The organism is Aquipuribacter sp. SD81 (assembly GCF_037153975.1).
Classification (GTDB): Bacteria; Actinomycetota; Actinomycetes; order Actinomycetales; family JBBAYJ01; genus Aquipuribacter.
This window is the reverse complement of the sequence record NZ_JBBAYJ010000040.1, coordinates 1-15,880: the sequence shown is the minus strand read 5'-3', so window position 1 is coordinate 15,880 and position 15,880 is coordinate 1. Positions and strand designations below refer to the sequence as shown.

General features: G+C 76.5%; 16 protein-coding genes, 1 tRNA gene and 1 pseudogene. 5 read left to right on the top strand and 13 right to left on the bottom strand.

Annotation, left to right across the window (positions count from 1 at the left end; all coding sequences use genetic code 11):
- Nucleotides 1–1,043 (bottom strand): DUF222 domain-containing protein (locus WAA21_RS17050; protein WP_336924047.1); only part of this gene is annotated, 1,043 nt, incomplete at its 3' end.
- 66 nt (nucleotides 1,044–1,109) lie between these two features.
- The gene (locus WAA21_RS17045; protein ID WP_336924046.1) at nucleotides 1,110–2,084 is read right to left on the bottom strand and encodes a helix-turn-helix domain-containing protein; all 975 of its coding nucleotides are present in this window, start codon (nucleotides 2,082–2,084) and stop codon (nucleotides 1,110–1,112) included.
- 117 nt (nucleotides 2,085–2,201) lie between these two features.
- Between WAA21_RS17045 and WAA21_RS17040 the strand changes: the two genes are divergently transcribed.
- Genes WAA21_RS17040 through WAA21_RS17030 form a run of 3 tightly spaced genes read left to right on the top strand, consistent with a single transcriptional unit; the run spans nucleotide 2,202 to nucleotide 3,355 of the window.
- Entirely contained in the window at nucleotides 2,202–2,540 is a 339-nt protein-coding gene (locus tag WAA21_RS17040; protein WP_336924045.1) for a hypothetical protein, read from the top strand.
- Nucleotides 2,537–2,731, top strand: coding sequence for a hypothetical protein (locus tag WAA21_RS17035; protein WP_336924044.1), 195 nt, complete (start codon nucleotides 2,537–2,539; stop codon nucleotides 2,729–2,731). The genes WAA21_RS17040 and WAA21_RS17035 overlap by 4 nt, the downstream gene beginning before the upstream one ends.
- 9 nt (nucleotides 2,732–2,740) lie before the next feature.
- Nucleotides 2,741–3,355, top strand: coding sequence for a GNAT family N-acetyltransferase (locus tag WAA21_RS17030; protein WP_336924043.1), 615 nt, complete (start codon nucleotides 2,741–2,743; stop codon nucleotides 3,353–3,355).
- A gap of 9 nt (nucleotides 3,356–3,364) precedes the next feature.
- Here the strand turns inward: WAA21_RS17030 and WAA21_RS17025 are convergent, their stop codons facing one another.
- The 4 genes and pseudogenes from WAA21_RS17025 to WAA21_RS17980 form a co-directional block, all read right to left on the bottom strand.
- The gene (locus WAA21_RS17025; RefSeq protein ID WP_336924042.1) at nucleotides 3,365–3,673 is read right to left on the bottom strand and encodes a hypothetical protein; all 309 of its coding nucleotides are present in this window, start codon (nucleotides 3,671–3,673) and stop codon (nucleotides 3,365–3,367) included.
- Between the two features lie 36 nt (nucleotides 3,674–3,709).
- Nucleotides 3,710–4,507: a Bax inhibitor-1/YccA family protein gene (locus tag WAA21_RS17020; protein ID WP_336924041.1), complete on the bottom strand. Its 798-nt coding sequence runs from the start codon at nucleotides 4,505–4,507 to the stop codon at nucleotides 3,710–3,712.
- Nucleotides 4,508–4,639: 132 nt separating this feature from the next.
- Nucleotides 4,640–4,713: transfer RNA gene (locus tag WAA21_RS17015), tRNA-Leu, on the bottom strand.
- Nucleotides 4,714–4,827: 114 nt separating this feature from the next.
- Nucleotides 4,828–6,057, bottom strand: a pseudogene (locus tag WAA21_RS17980) (putative bifunctional diguanylate cyclase/phosphodiesterase); the annotation flags it as partial.
- Nucleotides 6,058–6,483: 426 nt separating this feature from the next.
- Here WAA21_RS17980 and WAA21_RS17000 point away from each other — a divergent pair.
- Entirely contained in the window at nucleotides 6,484–7,467 is a 984-nt protein-coding gene (locus WAA21_RS17000) for a hypothetical protein (RefSeq protein ID WP_336924038.1), read from the top strand.
- A gap of 49 nt (nucleotides 7,468–7,516) precedes the next feature.
- Here the strand turns inward: WAA21_RS17000 and WAA21_RS16995 are convergent, their stop codons facing one another.
- Entirely contained in the window at nucleotides 7,517–8,329 is an 813-nt protein-coding gene (locus tag WAA21_RS16995; RefSeq protein ID WP_442893309.1) for a uracil-DNA glycosylase, read from the bottom strand.
- A 226-nt stretch (nucleotides 8,330–8,555) separates the two neighbouring features.
- On the bottom strand, nucleotides 8,556–9,515 hold the full coding sequence (locus WAA21_RS16990) for a Ppx/GppA phosphatase family protein (protein ID WP_442893308.1): 960 nt from the start codon (nucleotides 9,513–9,515) through the stop codon (nucleotides 8,556–8,558).
- A 51-nt stretch (nucleotides 9,516–9,566) separates the two neighbouring features.
- On the opposite strand from WAA21_RS16990, the gene WAA21_RS16985 reads away from it, so the two are divergent.
- Complete coding sequence (locus WAA21_RS16985) at nucleotides 9,567–11,066, top strand: phytoene desaturase family protein (protein WP_336924036.1); 1,500 nt, start codon at nucleotides 9,567–9,569, stop codon at nucleotides 11,064–11,066.
- Here WAA21_RS16985 and WAA21_RS16980 read toward each other — a convergent pair.
- The 5 genes from WAA21_RS16980 to WAA21_RS16960 form a co-directional block, all read right to left on the bottom strand.
- Nucleotides 11,052–11,756 carry a hypothetical protein gene (locus WAA21_RS16980; protein ID WP_336924035.1) on the bottom strand — a complete coding sequence of 235 codons (705 nt, stop codon included), beginning with the start codon at nucleotides 11,754–11,756 and terminating at the stop codon, nucleotides 11,052–11,054. The genes WAA21_RS16985 and WAA21_RS16980 overlap by 15 nt on opposite strands.
- 439 nt (nucleotides 11,757–12,195) lie before the next feature.
- Nucleotides 12,196–12,690: a DUF501 domain-containing protein gene (locus WAA21_RS16975; RefSeq protein ID WP_336924034.1), complete on the bottom strand. Its 495-nt coding sequence runs from the start codon at nucleotides 12,688–12,690 to the stop codon at nucleotides 12,196–12,198.
- Complete coding sequence (locus tag WAA21_RS16970; RefSeq protein ID WP_336924033.1) at nucleotides 12,683–13,240, bottom strand: FtsB family cell division protein; 558 nt, start codon at nucleotides 13,238–13,240, stop codon at nucleotides 12,683–12,685. Before WAA21_RS16970 ends, WAA21_RS16975 begins: the two co-directional genes overlap by 8 nt.
- A 10-nt stretch (nucleotides 13,241–13,250) precedes the next feature.
- Nucleotides 13,251–14,534 (bottom strand): phosphopyruvate hydratase, encoded by a 1,284-nt coding sequence (gene eno / locus WAA21_RS16965; protein ID WP_336924032.1) that lies wholly within the window; start codon nucleotides 14,532–14,534, stop codon nucleotides 13,251–13,253.
- 169 nt (nucleotides 14,535–14,703) lie between these two features.
- Nucleotides 14,704–15,880, bottom strand: a 1,177-nt coding sequence (locus tag WAA21_RS16960) for a PASTA domain-containing protein (RefSeq protein WP_336924031.1), incomplete at its 5' end; no start/stop codon positions are given.

The following is a 15,880-nucleotide window of genomic DNA, read 5'->3' as shown; positions in this document are numbered from 1 at the left end:
CCGCCGTCGCGCAGCCGGACCAGCCGCGCCAGGCCCGGCGGGGCGCAGCGGGCGCGGGACTCCAACGCCACCACCGCACCCAGCGGGTCCAGCAGCAGCCGGGACACGAACACCCGCCCGTCCTCCTCCAGCGTGCGGGCGACGAGGTCCCGCGCCCACGCCGCCGGTACCGTCCCGACCGCCGCGCCGGCGCCCTCGAGGCGGGCGGGTTCGTCGTCCCCGGCCAGCAGAGCCCGATCGGTCATCACCAGCTGCACCGACACATCCGGCGCCGCAGGCGCTCCTGGACTTTCCTGGCCAGCAGCGCCGAGCACCGACGCCACGAGGGTGTCGGCCATCACCTGACCGCGCGACCGCTCGTCCCCGCCGTTCCTGGCCGTCTCCGCCGCCCGCTGCAACGCCACCTGCACGCTCACCGCCTGCCGCACCGGCAGCAGCGCCGTGAGGTACGCCATCGTGTCCGGCGCCGGACGCACGCTCACGCACCGCTCCTGCTCGGCCCGACGCGCCCGCGCCACCACCGAGCCCGCGTCCAGCCGGTAGGCGACCTGCTTCGCCCGCGCCACCAGGGCCCGGTCCGACAGCCGCTCCAGCTCCACCACGTCACCGGCGACCTCGGCGTCCACCACCGCCCGGTCGGCCCGGGTCAGCACCGCCGTCTCCCGCACCAGCAGCGTCGCCCGCCACTCACTCACACGACCCGCCTCCAGCGCGGCCAGGGTGCACGGCATCTCCTCCACCAGCGCCCGCGCCAACCCCAGGTAGCGCCCACCCCGGTGCGGGGACTCCCGCCGCGCCAACGCCACCTCCGACGCGACGCCCCGACCCCGCTCCCGCGCCGGCACCCCCGCCGCCGCCTCCGCCTCGCACCGCGACCGGTACAGGTCCGCCGCATCACGCGCCTGCGCCGCCGCAGCCGCCGCCTTCAGCTCCTCCAACGCGCGGATCCGGTCGACGCGCGCGGCGTCATCGACCGCCGGCCCCAGCCCCGCGAGCGCGCTGGCAGCCGCGAGCACCTCAGCGGCTGCACCGGACTCGAACACGTGTTCGATGCTACGCGGGACCACCGACAGCCGCCACCCACCCCGCACGGCCTGTGGAGGAGTGGCTCATCCTGAGCCGGCCGTCGCCAGCGCCCCCCGGAAGGTCCGGCGGTACGCCTGCGGTGACGTCCCCAGCCGCTGCGAGAAGTGGTGCCGCAGCGTGGTCGCCGCCCCGAGCCCGCTGCGGCGGGCGACCTCGTCGACGGGCAGGTCCGTGGTCTCCAGGAGCTGCTGCGCCCGGCTGACCCGCTGCCCCAGCAGCCAGGCGTGCGGCGTCGCGCCCGTCGCGGCCCGGAAGTGCCGCGCGAAGCTGCGCGGCGACATGAGAGCGCGCGCGGCCAGCTCCTCCACGCTCAGGTCCTCCTCCAGGTGGTGCTGCGCCCACGCGATCGTCTCGCGCAGGCACGAGGTGTCGTCGACCTCCGGCACGGCGGCCGCCACGTACTGCGCCTGACCGCCCTCGCGGTACGGCGGGACGACCATGCGCCGGGCGACGTCGTTGGCGACGGCCGCGCCGTGCTCGCGGCGCAGCAGGTACAGGCACATGTCGATGCCCGCGGCGGTCCCCGCGCTGGAGAAGATCGGGTCGTCGTCGACGTAGAGCACGTCCCGGTCGACGGTGACGGCCGGGTAGCGGCGGGCGAGCGCGTCGGCGTGCATCCAGTGCGTCGCGACCCGTCGCCCGTCGAGCAGGCCCGCGGCCGCCACGACGAACGCGCCGCTGCAGTGGCTCATGATGCGCCCGCCCCGGGCGACCGTGTCGCGCATCGCCTGCAGCAGCTCCTCGGGCGGCTCGGTGTCCGTGCGCTCCCACCCCAGCACGCAGACGAGGTCGGCCTCTGCGACCCGCTCCAGGCCGTGCTCGGCGACGACCTGCAGGCCGATGTCCGTACGGACCGGTCCGGGCTCGACGGCGGCGACGTCGAAGTCGTATCGCGGCAGGCCGTCGGCGGAGCGGTCGTAGCCGAAGACCTCCGAGACGACCCCCAGCCCGAAGGCGCCGACACCGTCGTACACGAGGGCGACCACGTTCTGCAGCACGACGACAGTGTGGCAGGAACTTGGCGCACGTGGGCAGTTCCGCCACTCGTCGGACGGCCTCCTGCGGCCGACCCTGGTCGTGGCCCCGCTCGGAGGCCCCACCCGGAGGAGGACGACATGACCACACCCGTCGCACTGGCCCTCGACGGCCTCGCGGACCTCGTCGGGCGCGTCGCGCTCGAGGACGCGGTCGACCGCGAGCGCACCGTCCTCGCCGACCTCGTGGTCCGCCTGGAGGAGGCGGCGGCCGCGGGTCTGGGCACCACGGACGGCGAGCCGCCCGTCGTGCTCGTGCGCCGCTTCGCCCGTGCCCACCGGCTGCTCACCCACGGCACGCCCGCCCCGGGCGTCCACGTCGAGGAGGTCTGCCACCTCACGCGCCTCCTGCGCGACAGCCGACAGGAGACGACGGCGCCGCTCGGGCGCTCTGCTGCCGCCGTGCCCGTCGGATCGTGAACGACCTGCTCGCGAGCGTCGCGCTCGTCGTCGCCTCCGTGGCGGTGCTCGCCGCGCTCGGGGGCCCGCCACCCGCGGCCACCGGTCCGCAGCCGTCGCCCACGGCGCTGGCGGGCGCCGTGCGGCGCGGCGTGCTGCGGCTGGACCACCTGACCCGCCGCAGCGGCACGGGTGTCGGGGGCCACCTCTAGCGTCGGGCCGTGCGGCTGCAGGTCGAGGACGTCGACGTCCGTCCGGCGAACGAGGTGCCCTTCGACGACGTCCTGACGGTCTTCGGCGAGCGGGGGTACCCCGCGCGCTGCCTGTGCCAGCGCTTCAAGGTGACGGGCTGGCTCTGGCGGGACACGGTCGTCGAGGAGCGCGTCGAGATGGCCCGGGTCTCCACCGGCTGCGACGACCCGGACGCGACGGAGACGAGCGGGCTCGTCGCCTACGTCGACGGCGAGCCGGCCGGGTGGGTGGCGGTCGAGCCGCGCACGGCCTACCCGAAGCTCTTCTCGCCCCAGTTCCACGTGCCGTGGCGGGGCCGGCACGAGGACCGGGACGACCCGTCGGTGTGGGCCGTGACGTGCTTCTGCGTGAGGCCGGGCTTCCGCGGCCGCGGCCTCACGTACGTGCTGGCCGAGGCGGCGGTCGAGCACGCCCGCACGAACGGGGCGAGCGCGGTCGAGGGCTACGGGATGCTCGTGGAGCCGGGACAGGACGTGACCTGGGGCGAGCTCTTCGTGGGCCCGGCTCAGGTCCTCGCCGCGGCCGGGTTCGAGCGGGTGAGCCACCCGACCAAGCGGCGGGTCGTCATGCGCCGCCAGCTGTGAGGACGCGGCTCACGGCAGGGCGCGGCGCAGCCCCGCGAGCAGGTCCGCCGCGGCCGCCCACGTCGCCTCGCCGGTCTCGAGCAGTCGCAGGTCGCCGACCAGCACCCGGACCAGGTCCGCCCAGCCGTGCGGGGCGAGGTCCGGCACGGCGTGCGGCGGCAGCCCCTCGGCCGCGCGGGCGAGGTCGGCGAGGTCCTGCACGTGGCCGCGGACGAGCTCGACCGGCACGCGCGCCGGGGCGAGCGCGTCCAGACGCGACACGACCCGTGCCGCCTCCCGCTCGGCCGCCTCGGCGGCGGTGCGGGGCTCGGGCAGCACGGGTCGTGTGCGGTGGGTCAGGCCGGGCCCGACGGCTCAGTCGGAGCCGCGGAGGATGGCGAGCAGGCGGAGGATCTCCAGGTACAGCCAGACGAGCGTGACCATGAGGCCGAACGCGGCGGTCCAGGCGTACTGGGCGGGCAGCCGGTTGCGGATGCCCTGCTCGATGAAGTCGAAGTCGAGCACGAGGAACAGCGACGCGAGCGTCACGCCGAGCAGCGACAGCCCGACCCCGAGGATGCCGGTGTCGAAGAAGAACGACGTGCCGGCGAACAGCACGAAGCCGATGTTGACGAGGCTGAAGATGAAGTAGCCGAGCGCCGCGATGAGCAGCACCTTCTTGAACCGGCCGCTGGCCCGGATGAGGCCCGTCCGGTAGGCCAGCAGCATGGCCGCGAAGGCGGCGAGCGTGCCGAGGACGGCCTGCGGGATGAGGTTCGGCGCGAAGGCGGCCGCGTAGAACGCGCTGATGGCCCCGACGAACGCACCCTCGACGGCCGCGTACAGGACCATGAGGCCCGGCTTCGGCGTCTTGGAGAAGGCGATCACCATGCCGAGCACGAGCGTGGCGATGATGCCGCCGATCCACAGCGGGAACAGCAGCGACGGCGGTGCGAGGAAGTAGACGGGGACGGCGACGGCGAGCAGGACGGCGAAGAGGATGCCGCCCTTGTTGACGACGTCCTCGATGGTCATGGGCCGCTCGCGGACCGCGGACGGCATGCCGTACTGGGACTCGAGCTGGTCCGACGACGGGGTCGCGACGTCGAAGGTGGCGTACCCACCACGGGTGAACGCCTCGTTCCGCGAGAACGCGGGGTTGCTGCTGCGCATGGTCTCCCTCCAGGTCGGGCCGCCCGCCTGCTGCGCCGGCCCTCCGCCCAGGTAACACCCCAGCGTGCGCGGGGGTTCCCGGACCTCAGAGACTACCGAAGCGGCCGGTCCGCGGCACCGTCGTCACCCGGGTGCCCCCGACGGGACTCGAACCCGTACTGCTGCGCTTTTAAGGCGCCTGCCTCTGCCGGTTGGGCTACGGGGGCGGGGCCGGCCTGCCCCGACGGTGCCCCCTCGGCGCCGCCGGCCAGCGCGGCCGCAGGACGACCGTAGAGGTAGCCCTGGCCGTGGCGGCACCCGAGCTGTCGCACGACCTCGTGCTGGGCGGGCGTCTCGATGCCCTCCGCGACGGTGTCGAGACCGAGCCCGGCCGCGAGCTCCGCGACCGCCGCGACGATGCGCCGGTCCGGCCCGTCGACCACCACCCGCTCGACGAAGGAGCGGTCGATCTTGACCGTGTCGACGGGCAGCGAGCGCAGGTGGGTGAGCGAGGAGTAGCCGGTGCCGAAGTCGTCGAGGGCGACGCCGACCCCCTCCGAGCGCAGCAGGTCCAGCTGCGGCACGACCCCGTCGATGTTGGGCACGACCGCGGACTCCGTCACCTCGACGGTGAGGTGGTCCGGCGGGAGCCCGGCCCGGGCCAGGCGGCGCAGCACCCGGCCGGCGAAGTCGGGCTCGGCGAGCTCCCGTCCGCTCACGTTGACGGCCATCCGCCGCTGCTGGGGGTCCCGGACGGCGGTGCCGATGGCCGTCGACATGACGAACCCGCCCATCCCCGTGACGAGGCCCGACTCCTCGGCCACGTCGAGGAACTCGGCCGGGCCGATCGTCACCCCCTCGACCCGGCGCACCATGCGCACGAGCGCCTCGTGGGCGAGCACCTGCCCGTCGCGCAGGTCCACGACCGGCTGGTAGACGACCGCGAGGCCGCCGCCGGTGAGCGCGGCGCGCAGCTCCTGCTCCACGAGGTGACGGTTCTCGACGACGGCCTGCAGCGCCTCGCCGAAGACGACGTGCCGGCGCCCGCCGTCGGCCTTGGCCCGGTACATGGCGATGTCCGCCTGGCGCAGCAGGCCCTCGGCGTCGGGGGCGCCAGCGCTGAGGTCGGACCGGGCGTCGCGCACGACGACGCCGATGCTCGCCGAGACGACCACGTCGCCGCGGCTCAGCGGCACGACGGGCTCGAGCACGGCGTGCACGCGGCGCAGGAGCGCCTCCAGCCGGTCGCCGTCCGGCAGTCGCGAGACGACGGCGAACTCGTCGCCGCCGAGCCGGGCGACGAGGTCGGCGCGTAGCCGGTGCAGCCGTCCCGCGACGTCGACGAGGAGCTCGTCGCCGACCGCGTGCCCGTGGGCGTCGTTGACGAGCTTGAAGCGGTCGAGGTCGAGCAGGAGCACGGCGACGGGCGGGCCGCCGTCGGCGTGGTCGGCGAGCGCCCGGGCGAGCCACTCCAGCAGGTCGACCCGGTTCGACAGCCCGGTCAGCGGGTCGCGGCGGGCCTGCGCCGCGAGCTGCGCCTCGGTGTCGACGCGCTCGGTGATGTCGTCCACGCGCAGGACCGCGAGGCCGTCGTCGCCCTCGCGTCCCGGCGCGGCGGCGAGCGGGGCGAGGTCGAGCACGCCCCACCGCGGCCGGCCCGGTGCGGCGATGCGGACGGTCACCGCTCTCGGGCGCTGCGCGCCGGACCCGTCGCCGGACCCGCCGGAGTGACCGGACGGGCCGGAGCGACCGGACGGGCCGGGCCGGCGCGAGCGCGGGGACACGGCGTCCAGCGCGACCCGCACCCGGCGGGCGCCCTCGGTGTCGGCGGGGTGGACGAGCGCGGTCACGGGCGCGCCGACGAGCTCTCTCGCGGCACGGCCGAGCACGTGGGTGAGCGCCGTGTTGACCTCGACGAGGCAGCCTGCCTCGGGACCGGCGACCGCGACGAGCCCGAGACCGCCGGGTGAGCGGTCGAAGGCGGCGGTGAAGCGACGGTGCGCGTCGTCCTCCGCGTCGTCGCGCACGAGCTCCCCGACCAGCTGGGCGAGCCGCAGCGCGGCGAGCACGAACACGGCGAAGCCGAGGAGGACGGCAGGCCGTGCGCTGTCCGGCAGCAGGTCGAGCAGGCCCGCGAGCAGGAGCAGCGGCGCGGCGACGAGGCCGACGCCGAGCAGCAGGAGCCGCCGGGCCGTCACCGCACGCGCACCGGGCCGCGTCGCCTGCAGCCGGGCCGCGGCGGCCCGTCGGGCCGCCTGACCGGCGAGGGGACGGGAGGCGGGGTGCCGGGCGGCCACGGCGAGCAGCGCGAGCGACAGCAGCAGGACGACCGCAGCGGCCGGTGTCACCGGCAGGTCGGCGAGGGAGCCGACGAGGTACACGACGTCGGTGACGAGCAGGCCGACCACCGCGGGCAGCAGGACCCAGCGCACGCCCGAGCGGTCCTCGCCGGTGAACAGCGGCGCGAGGCACGCGAGGAGGACGAGGTCGAGGAGGGGGAAGACGAGCAGCGGCAGGCCCTCGGCGGCCACCAGCAGCGAGACGGTGACCGCGACGAGCACGACGACGGCCGCGTCCACCGCCACCCACCGGTCCCGGCGCCGGACCCGCGTCTCGGTGAGCCCGACCACCCCGACGAGCATCGGCAGGAAGGCGAGCAGGTGCAGCAGCGACCGCAGGGGCAGGGTGCCGGTGCCCGGCAGCGCGTCGAGCGCGGGCTGCACGGCGGGGGCGGCCAGCACGGCGGCGGTGGCCAGCAGCGCGGTGCCCGCGCCGAGCCAGCGCCACGGCGAGCCCCGCCCCTCCCACGGTCCGCTCCACACGAGCACGACGCAGCCGAGCGCCAGCGCCGCCCACCCGCCGATCCGGACGGGACCGGGTGGCAGCAGGAGCACCGCGACGGCAGACGGCGGCACGACGAGCGCCGGCACGGGCCACGGAACTCCCACACGCTGAGTCAACACTCCGTTGCCCTCCGCTGACACCCGAAAACGCCGTCGTGTTACGTGCCGGACGGCGCCGCCACGTCCGCTACGCGCGGATGGCGCGGTTCGTCCCCCCGCCCGGGTCGGCCGGGCCGTCCTCGCACGCGGCGCGGGCGGCGACGAGGACGTCGTCGAGCATCGCCTCGGTGAGACGGCCGGTGAAGGTGTTCTGCTGGCTCACGTGGTAGCTGCCGAGCAGCACGAGCGGGGCGGCGCCGGCGGGGGCGTCCGGGCCCGGGGGCAGCACCGCCGTGGCCCCGTGGGAGAAGCGCGGGCGCGGTCGCGGCACGCGCCAGCCCAGCCGGGCGAAGGTGCCGAGCCCCTGCTGCCAGCCGAACCCGCCGAGCACGAGCACCGCGCGCAGCCGCGGGGTGAGCAGGCGGACCTCCGCGTCCAGCCACGGCGCGCACGTGTCGCGCTCGGCCGGCGTGGGGGCGTTGCCCGGCGGGGCGCAGCGCACCGCTGCGCTCACCCACGCGTCGTCGAGGCGCAGGCCGTCGTCGGGGGACACGCTCGTGGGCTGGTTCGCCCAGCCCGTGCGGTGCAGCGCCGCGAACAGGAAGTCGCCCGAGCGGTCGCCGGTGAAGACGCGGCCCGTCCGGTTCGCGCCGTGGGCGGCGGGCGCGAGCCCCAGCACGAGCAGCCGCGCGGCCGGGTCGCCGAACCCCGGCACGGGCCGTCCCCAGTAGTCCTGGTCGGCGAAGGCGGCGCGCCTCGTCACGGCGACGTGCTCCCGCCACGTCACCAGGCGGGGGCAGGCCCGGCAACCGGCCATCTGCCGGCCCAGCGACGCCAGGTCGGCGGCGTCGGGCCGCGGCAGGACGCCGCCCGCCTCGGCGGGCTCGGAGCGGGCCGTCACGAGCCGACACCGTAGGCGACCGCGCGGTGCGTCACCCACCGTCTGCGGCGCCGCACGGAGATCCGGACGGACCGGGAGGTTTGCGACGGCGGGAGGCGGGGTACCGACGGTTCGCCACGCCTTCCGGGGCAACGGGCCCTCGTGCGAGCGCAGAGGCGGGACGCGTGGAGGCATACGGGCTGCGCCTGCGCCACGGGGGGCGCGGCGCAGCCCGTGGCGTACGGCCTCAGCGCCGGTCGAGGAGGCTCCACGCGACCCCGTCGAGGATGTCGTGCTCGCTCGCGCGGGCGGTCGCCACCCCGCTGCGCGCGGCGACGCGCCGCAGCACCTGCTGCCACACGAGCGCGCCCGCACCGATGACGTCGACCCGGCCGGGGTGCATGAAGCCGCGCGCGGCGCGGGCGTCACGGTCGGCGACGAGCAGCCGCTCCGCGGCGTCGAGCACGACGGGGACCGGCAGCTCCGCGCCGTGGATGCGGGCGGAGTCGTACCCGCGCAGGCCCAGCGCCTCCGCGGTCACCGTGGTGACGGAGCCGGCCAGCCCGACGAGCGCCCGCACGCCTCTGAGGTCGACGACCTCCTCGACCGCGTCGAGGGCCGCCTCCACGTCGGCCCGGGCCGCCTCGACCTGCTCGCGCGTGGGCGGGTCGCCGTGCAGGTGCCGCTCGGTGAGCCGGACGCAGCCGACGTCGACGGAGCGGGAGCGCAGCCCCTCCCCCGTCGGGCCGGGGAGCCGGTCGCCGACGACGACCTCCGTCGACCCGCCGCCGATGTCGACGACGCACCACGGCCCGGCCTGCGACGACGCCAGCTCCCGGACGGCGCCGGTGAACGACAGGGCCGCTTCCTCCTCCCCCGGCACCACCTCCGGCTCCACGCCGAGGCGCTCCCGCACGCCCGCGACGAACACGTCGGCGTTCGACGCGTCGCGCGACGCGCTGGTCGCCACGAACCGGACGTGCTGCGCCCCGAGGTCGCGCAGGAGACCGGCGTACTCGTCGACGGCGGCGAAGGTGCGTGCGAGCGCCGCGTCGGACAGCCGGCCCGTCGCGTCGACACCCTCGCCGAGCCGCACGACGCGCATGAGGCGGGTCACGTCGGCCTGGGTGCCGGCCCCGGGGTCGAGGTCGGTGACGAGGAGCCGGATCGAGTTGGTGCCGCAGTCGACGGCGGCCACGCGGGTCACGGGCCGCATCCTCCCAGTCGCGCGAGCGGGCCCGCCTGACAGGCTGGTGCCGTGGGCGGACCGTTCGAGCGCGACGTCGTCGTCGTCGGGTCGGGGCCGAACGGCCTCGCGGCGGCGTGGACGCTCGCCTCGGCGGGCCTCGACGTCGAGCTCGTCGAGGGCGCCGACACGCTCGGCGGGGGCACCCGCAGCGCCGAGCTCACGCTGCCGGGCGTGCTCCACGACGTGTGCTCCGCCGCGCACCCGCTCGCGGCCGCCGCGCCGTTCCTCGCCCCCGGCGGCGGCCCCGACGGCACGGGCTTCGACCTCGCCGCGCACGGGGTGCGCCTGCTGCAGCCACGGGTCCCGCTCGCACACGCGATGGACGGCGGCCGCTTCGCGGTCCTCCACCGCCGCCTCGAGGACACCGTCGACGACCTCGACGACCTCGCGCCGGGCGACGGCCGGTCCTGGCGACGCGTCGTCGGCCCGCTCGTGGCCGACGCGGACACGCTCGTGCGTGCCCTCACCTCCGACCTGCGACGGGTACCGATCGAGCCGCGGAGGCTCGCGACCCTCGCGCGGTTCGGCCTCACGATCGCGGGCGGCGTGCCGGGCTTCGCGCGCCGGTTCCGCGGTCCCGCGCCCGGGGCGCTGCTCGCCGGCAGCGCGGCCCACACCGCCCTCCGCCTCGACGGACCCGTCCCGAGCCCGGCCCCGGCGGCGGCCGGGATGCTGCTGAACGTGCTCGGTCACGCCGCCGGCTGGCCGGTGGTGGAGGGCGGCAGCCAGCGCATCGCCGACGCCGTCGTCGCCGACCTGCGCCGGCTCGGGGCGACGGTGCGGACCGGGGAGTGGGTGCACGACCTGCGCCAGCTGCCGCGCGCCCGCGCCACGCTGCTCGACCTGTCCCCCGCGCAGCTCGACGCACTCGGCGGCGACGCGCTCCCGCCGTCGTACCGGCGGGCGCTGCGCCGCTACCGCTACGGCGCGGGCGCGAGCACCGTCCACCTCGTGACGTCGGAGCCGCTGCCGTGGGCGGACCCGCGGGCGCGTGAGGCGGGAACGGTCCACCTCGGCGGGCCGGGCGCCGAGGTCGCGGCGGCGGAGGCCGCGGTCGCCGACGGCCGGCACGCCGCGCACCCCTTCGTGCTGCTCGTGCAGCCGTCGGTCGTCGACCCGACCCGCGCGCCCGAGGGGCTGCACCCGGTGTGGGCGTACTGCCACGTGCCGGCGGGCTCCGACGTCGACGTCACCGACGTCCTCCTGCGCCGGATCGAGCGGTACGCGCCCGGTGCCCGCGACACCGTCGTGGCGACCGCGGTGCGCCCGGCGGCGCGGCTGGCGCTGGACAACCCGGTGCACGTCGGCGGCGACGTCGCCGTCGGCGAGACGACGCTGCGGCAGGTGCTCGCCCGTCCTGTGCCGCGCTGGGACCCCTACCGGACGCCCCTGGACGGTGTGTGGCTGTGCTCGTCGGCGACCCCGCCGGGGCCCGGGGTGCACGGCATGTGCGGCGTGCACGCCGCACGCTCGGTGCTGCGGCACCTGGCCGGCTCACGACGCGTCTGAGCCGGTGGCCGCCTCGTCCTCGTCGGGCGCGGGTCGCTGACCGAGGAAGTAGGCCCCCAGCGCGCCCGCGAGCGTGGCGAACACCACGACGGAGTAGACGCCGAGCACGACCTCGAGGACCCGGGCCACCGCCCCGGGCGCCTCGAGCGGGTCGCCGGTGATGGTGGCGAGCGCGGCGTCGTGCAGAGCCGCGGCGAAGGAGTCGTGCTCGCCGAGCACGAGCAGCAGCTGGCTGGAGGCGAGCACGACGACGGCGGTGACGAGCGCGAGCCACGTCACGCGTCCCGACAGGAGCCGCCCGCCGGAGCGCGACCCGCGAACCGCCGCGGACAGCACGCTGCCCACCCGGGCGACGCGCGCCACGCGTGTGAACCGCAGCAGCGTGAGGGCGCGGGCGAAGCGGAGGAACGGCACGAGCAGGAACAGCACCTGCCACCAGTTCCGCCGCCAGAACCGCCGCTGGTCCTGCGCGACCCACGCGCGCAGCACGAACTCCGCGACGAAGACGCCCCACAGCAGCCAGCCGGCGACCTGCAGCACCCGCTGCGTCGCGGGGTCGGTGGCGAGGACCTGCGCGAGCACGAGCAGGAGGAACAGCAGCCCGAGCACGCTCATGGGCCGGTCGAGGCGCCGGGCGAGCCGTTCGGCGGTGCCGGGGCCGCGGGGGGCGGTGTCCGTGGTGGTGGTCATCGCAGACGACGTACCCCCTCGCGGGGCCGGGCACCCGTCACGGGCGCGACCGCGGCCGCGCCGGCAGGGCGTGCGGCCACCTCGGCAGGGCGCCGCGGCGTCGTCGGCAGGGCGCCGAGCCCTCGCCGGCGGTCGGTCGTGCACGACTGTCCTGAGGGACGGTGCCGCGCAGGTGGCTCACGAACGACCGTGTCGTGCACAACCGTGTCGTGCACAACCGTGTCGTGCGCGACGGCCCTGAGGCACGGTGCCGCGCAGGCGGCTCACGAACGACCGTGTGGTGCACAACCGTGTCGTGCGCGATGCAGTCGTGCGCGATGCAGTCGTGCGCGAGCGGTTGCGGGAGCGACTCGCCTCCGGATGGTCGTGCACGACCTACCCCGGGCGCTTGACGCCTCTCGGGCGCACGACCCACCCGAGGCAGGTCGAGGCCGTCACCTCACACGCACGGCCCGTCGACCCACCAGTCCGGCAGCAGGGCGATCGCCTCGTCCCCGAGCGGGTTGACCCCCGGCCCGGCCGCGAGCGCGTGGGCGACGAGCACGTGCAGGCACTTGACCCGGGTGGGCATGCCGCCCGCGCTCACGCCGTCGATCTCGGGCACGTCGCCGAGCTCGGCGCGCTCGGCGAGGTAGCGCTCGTGCGCGGCGCGGTAGGCGGCCGCCAGCTCGGGGTCGGCCTCCAGCCGCTCCGTCATGTCCCGCATGAGGCCGGAGGACTCCAGCGTGCTGACGGCGGACGCCGCACGCGGGCAGGTGAGGTAGTAGCTCGTGGGGAACGGCGTCCCGTCGGGCAGGCGCGGGGCCGTGCGGACGACGTCCGGGTTCCCGCACGGGCAGCGGTGGGCGACGGCGACGACGCCGCGGGCGGGACGGCCGAGCTGCGCCCCCACGGTGGCGACGTCGTGCGCGGCCACCGGCGACGGCTCAGCCACCGGCGGAGGGCGCGGGCGACGGCTCGGTCACGCCGTCGGACACCACGGGCGCGTCGAGCACCGGGTCGCCGGCCGCACCGGCCCCGACGGCCTCGACGCTGGACCACAGCCGGCCGTACCAGGTGCCCTCGGGTGCGGCGTCAGGACGCTCGAGCGTGCCCGGGAGGGCACCGTCGGCCGTACCGTCGGCCGCACCGGGCGCGCCGTCGGTCCCGGCGGCCACCTCGTCAGCCCCGAGGGACGTCCGCGGCTCGGGCACGACGTAGCCGACCTCGCCGGGGCGCACGAGGCCGAGCCGCTCGCGCGCCTGCGCGGCGACGTACGCCTCGTCGTCCCACAGCTCGAGGTCGCCCTCGAGCCGGTCGACGGCGGCCTCGCGCTCGGCGATCTCGGCGCGCACCTCGGCGATGTCCTGCTGCTGCTGCACGTACAGGCGCAGCGGCGGGGCGAGGACGAGCGCGCACACCACGCCGAGGGCGAGGAGCACGACGACGCGACGGGTCCGGGCCCCGCGGGGGTCCCGGCCGCGCGTCGTCGCGCTCCTCGTCACGGTCGGCGCCTCAGTCGCGCCGGTAGCGCGGGAACGCACCCGCACCGGCGTAGACGGCGGCGTCGTCGAGCAGCTCCTCGATGCGGAGCAGCTGGTTGTACTTCGCGACCCGGTCGGTGCGCGCGGGCGCACCGGTCTTGATCTGGCCGCAGTTCGTCGCGACCGCGAGGTCGGCGATCGTGGTGTCCTCGGTCTCGCCCGAGCGGTGGCTCATCATGCAGCGGAAGCCGTTGCGGTGGGCGAGGTCGACGGCGTCGAGGGTCTCGGTCAGCGTGCCGATCTGGTTGACCTTGACGAGCAGCGCGTTGGCGGCGCCCGCGTCGATGCCGCGCTGCAGGCGCGTCGGGTTGGTGACGAACAGGTCGTCGCCGACGATCTGCACCTTGTCGCCCACGCGCTCGACGAGCGCGCCCCAGCCCTCCCAGTCCTCCTCGTCCAGCGGGTCCTCGATGGACACCAGCGGATAGGAGGCCACGAGGTCGGCGTAGAAGTCGACCATCTGCTCGCTCGAGCGGCTCTGGCCCTCGAAGGAGTACGAGCCGTCGGAGTGCAGCTCGGTCGCGGCGACGTCGAGGGCGAGCACGAGGTCGTCGCCGAGGCGGAAGCCGGCCTTCTCGACCGCGACGCCGATGAGGTCGAGGGCCTCGCGGCTGCTCGCGACGCTGGGCGCGAACCCGCCCTCGTCGCCGAGGCCGGTCGACAGGCCGCGGCTCTTCAGCACCGACTTGAGCGCGTGGTAGGTCTCCGCGCCCATGCGCAGCGCCTCCGCGAACGACGGCGCGCTGACCGGGGCGACCATGAACTCCTGGATGTCGACACCGGAGTCGGCGTGGGCGCCGCCGTTGAGGATGTTCATCATCGGCACGGGCAGCACGTGGGCGTTCGGGCCGCCGACGTAGCGGAACAGCGGCAGGCCGGCGCTCGCGGCGGCCGCCTTCGCGACGGCGAGGGAGACGCCGAGGATCGCGTTCGCGCCGAGCGTGCCCTTGTTGGGGGTGCCGTCGAGGTCGAGCATCGCCTGGTCGACGAGGCGCTGCTCGTCCGCGTCGTAGCCGACGAGCTCGGGACCGATCTCGTCGAGGACGGCGTCGACGGCGTTCTGCACGCCCTTGCCGAGGTAGCGGGCGGAGTCGCCGTCGCGGCGCTCGACGGCCTCGAACGCGCCGGTGCTCGCGCCGGACGGCACCGCCGCGCGCTCGAGCGTGCCGTCGTCGAGCTCGACCTCGACCTCGACGGTGGGGTTGCCGCGGGAGTCGAGGATCTCGCGGGCGCCGATGGCTTCGATGGTGGCCACTGCGGGGCTCCTTCGTCTGGGGGGAAGCGAGGGCGGGGCCGCCGGCGTGCCCCGGCGGGGCGTGGCGCCCCGACCGTCCACCGAGCCTACCGACGTGGGCGCCGCCACCCGCGCGGGCGCGCCCGGCGTGGGACGGCGAGGTGCCGACGGGGTGCCGACGGGGTCCCGCTCAGGGGGCGAGCGGGGCCTCGGGGGCGTCCTCGGTGACGGTCGCGGTGGCCGTGACGGTGCTCGTCGCGGTGACCGTGCTGACGGCCGTGCGCGTGGCCGTCGCGGTCGCGGTCGTCGTCGCGGTCGCCGTCGTCGTCGCGGTCGCGGTCGTCGTGGCCGTCGCGCGCGCGGTGGTGGTGGAGCGCGCGGTCGTGGTTGCGCGGGCGGTCTGGGTGACGCGCACGGGGGCACTGTCCGCGCCTGCCGCGACGACGAGGGTGACGGTCGACCCCAGCCGCTGGTCGGTCGTGGGGCCGGGCTGCATGTCGATGACGACGCCCGCCTCGTCGTCATCGCTCGCGCGCTCCTGCACCTCGACCTCGAAGCCGGCGCCGGTGACCTGCGCGACCGCCTCCCCGGAGTCGAGGCCGACCACGGGCGGGACGAGGTTGGACCCGCTCGCGACGAAGAGGTCGACCGAGCTGCCCTCCGGGCGCACCTCACCGAGGCCCGGGTCGGACTCGATGACCGTGCCCTCCGGCGACGTCGAGGGCACCTCCAGGACGGTGCCGACCGTCAGGCCCGCTTCCTGCAGGCGGTCACCGGCCTGGGCGAGGGTGTCGCCGCGCAGGTTCGGGACCGACGTGGAGTCCGGGCCGCTGGAGATGATGAGGACGACCTGCGAGCCGGACGGGGCCGACTCCCCCGACGGCGGGTCGGTGCCGAGCACGGCTCCGCGCGGCACGTCGGTGCTCGGCAGGGCCTCGGTGTCGCCGACGGCGAGCCCGGCCGAGCCGAGCCGCTCCGTCGCGACCTCCACCGTGAGCCCCGCGGTGCGCGGGACGGTGGTCGGGGCGCCGACCTCCTGGCTCGTGCCGCCGCCGCCCGGGCTGAAGGCGGCGGTGCCGAGGTACACGCTGAGCAGGACGAGCGCGAGCATGCCGGCGAGCACGACGAGCCCCCGCCGGCTCGTGAGGACGTGGCGGGCCGCCTCGCCGAGCCGGTGGCGCAGGCCGACCGGCTCCCGGCCGTCCGTCCCGGACCCGGCGGCGGACCCGTCGCCGTCGGTCGGGCCGCCGGAGCGGTCGCCGTCGGGCGGGGCGCCGACGGCACCGTGGGCGCCACCGGGTCCCGGCTCGCCGTCGCCGCGCGGGCCGTCGACCCCGTTCAGCCCGGCGGCCGCCGCCCCCGCGGCC

Bases quoted from the DNA above. Each gene is read 5' to 3' on its own strand.
- WAA21_RS17040 (WP_336924045.1), top strand. From the start codon at position 2,202: ATGACCACACCCGTCGCACTGGCCCTCGACGGCCTCGCGGACCTCGTC.
- WAA21_RS17020 (WP_336924041.1), bottom strand. From the start codon at position 4,507: ATGCGCAGCAGCAACCCCGCGTTCTCGCGGAACGAGGCGTTCACCCGT.
- WAA21_RS16980 (WP_336924035.1), bottom strand. From the start codon at position 11,756: ATGACCACCACCACGGACACCGCCCCCCGCGGCCCCGGCACCGCCGAA.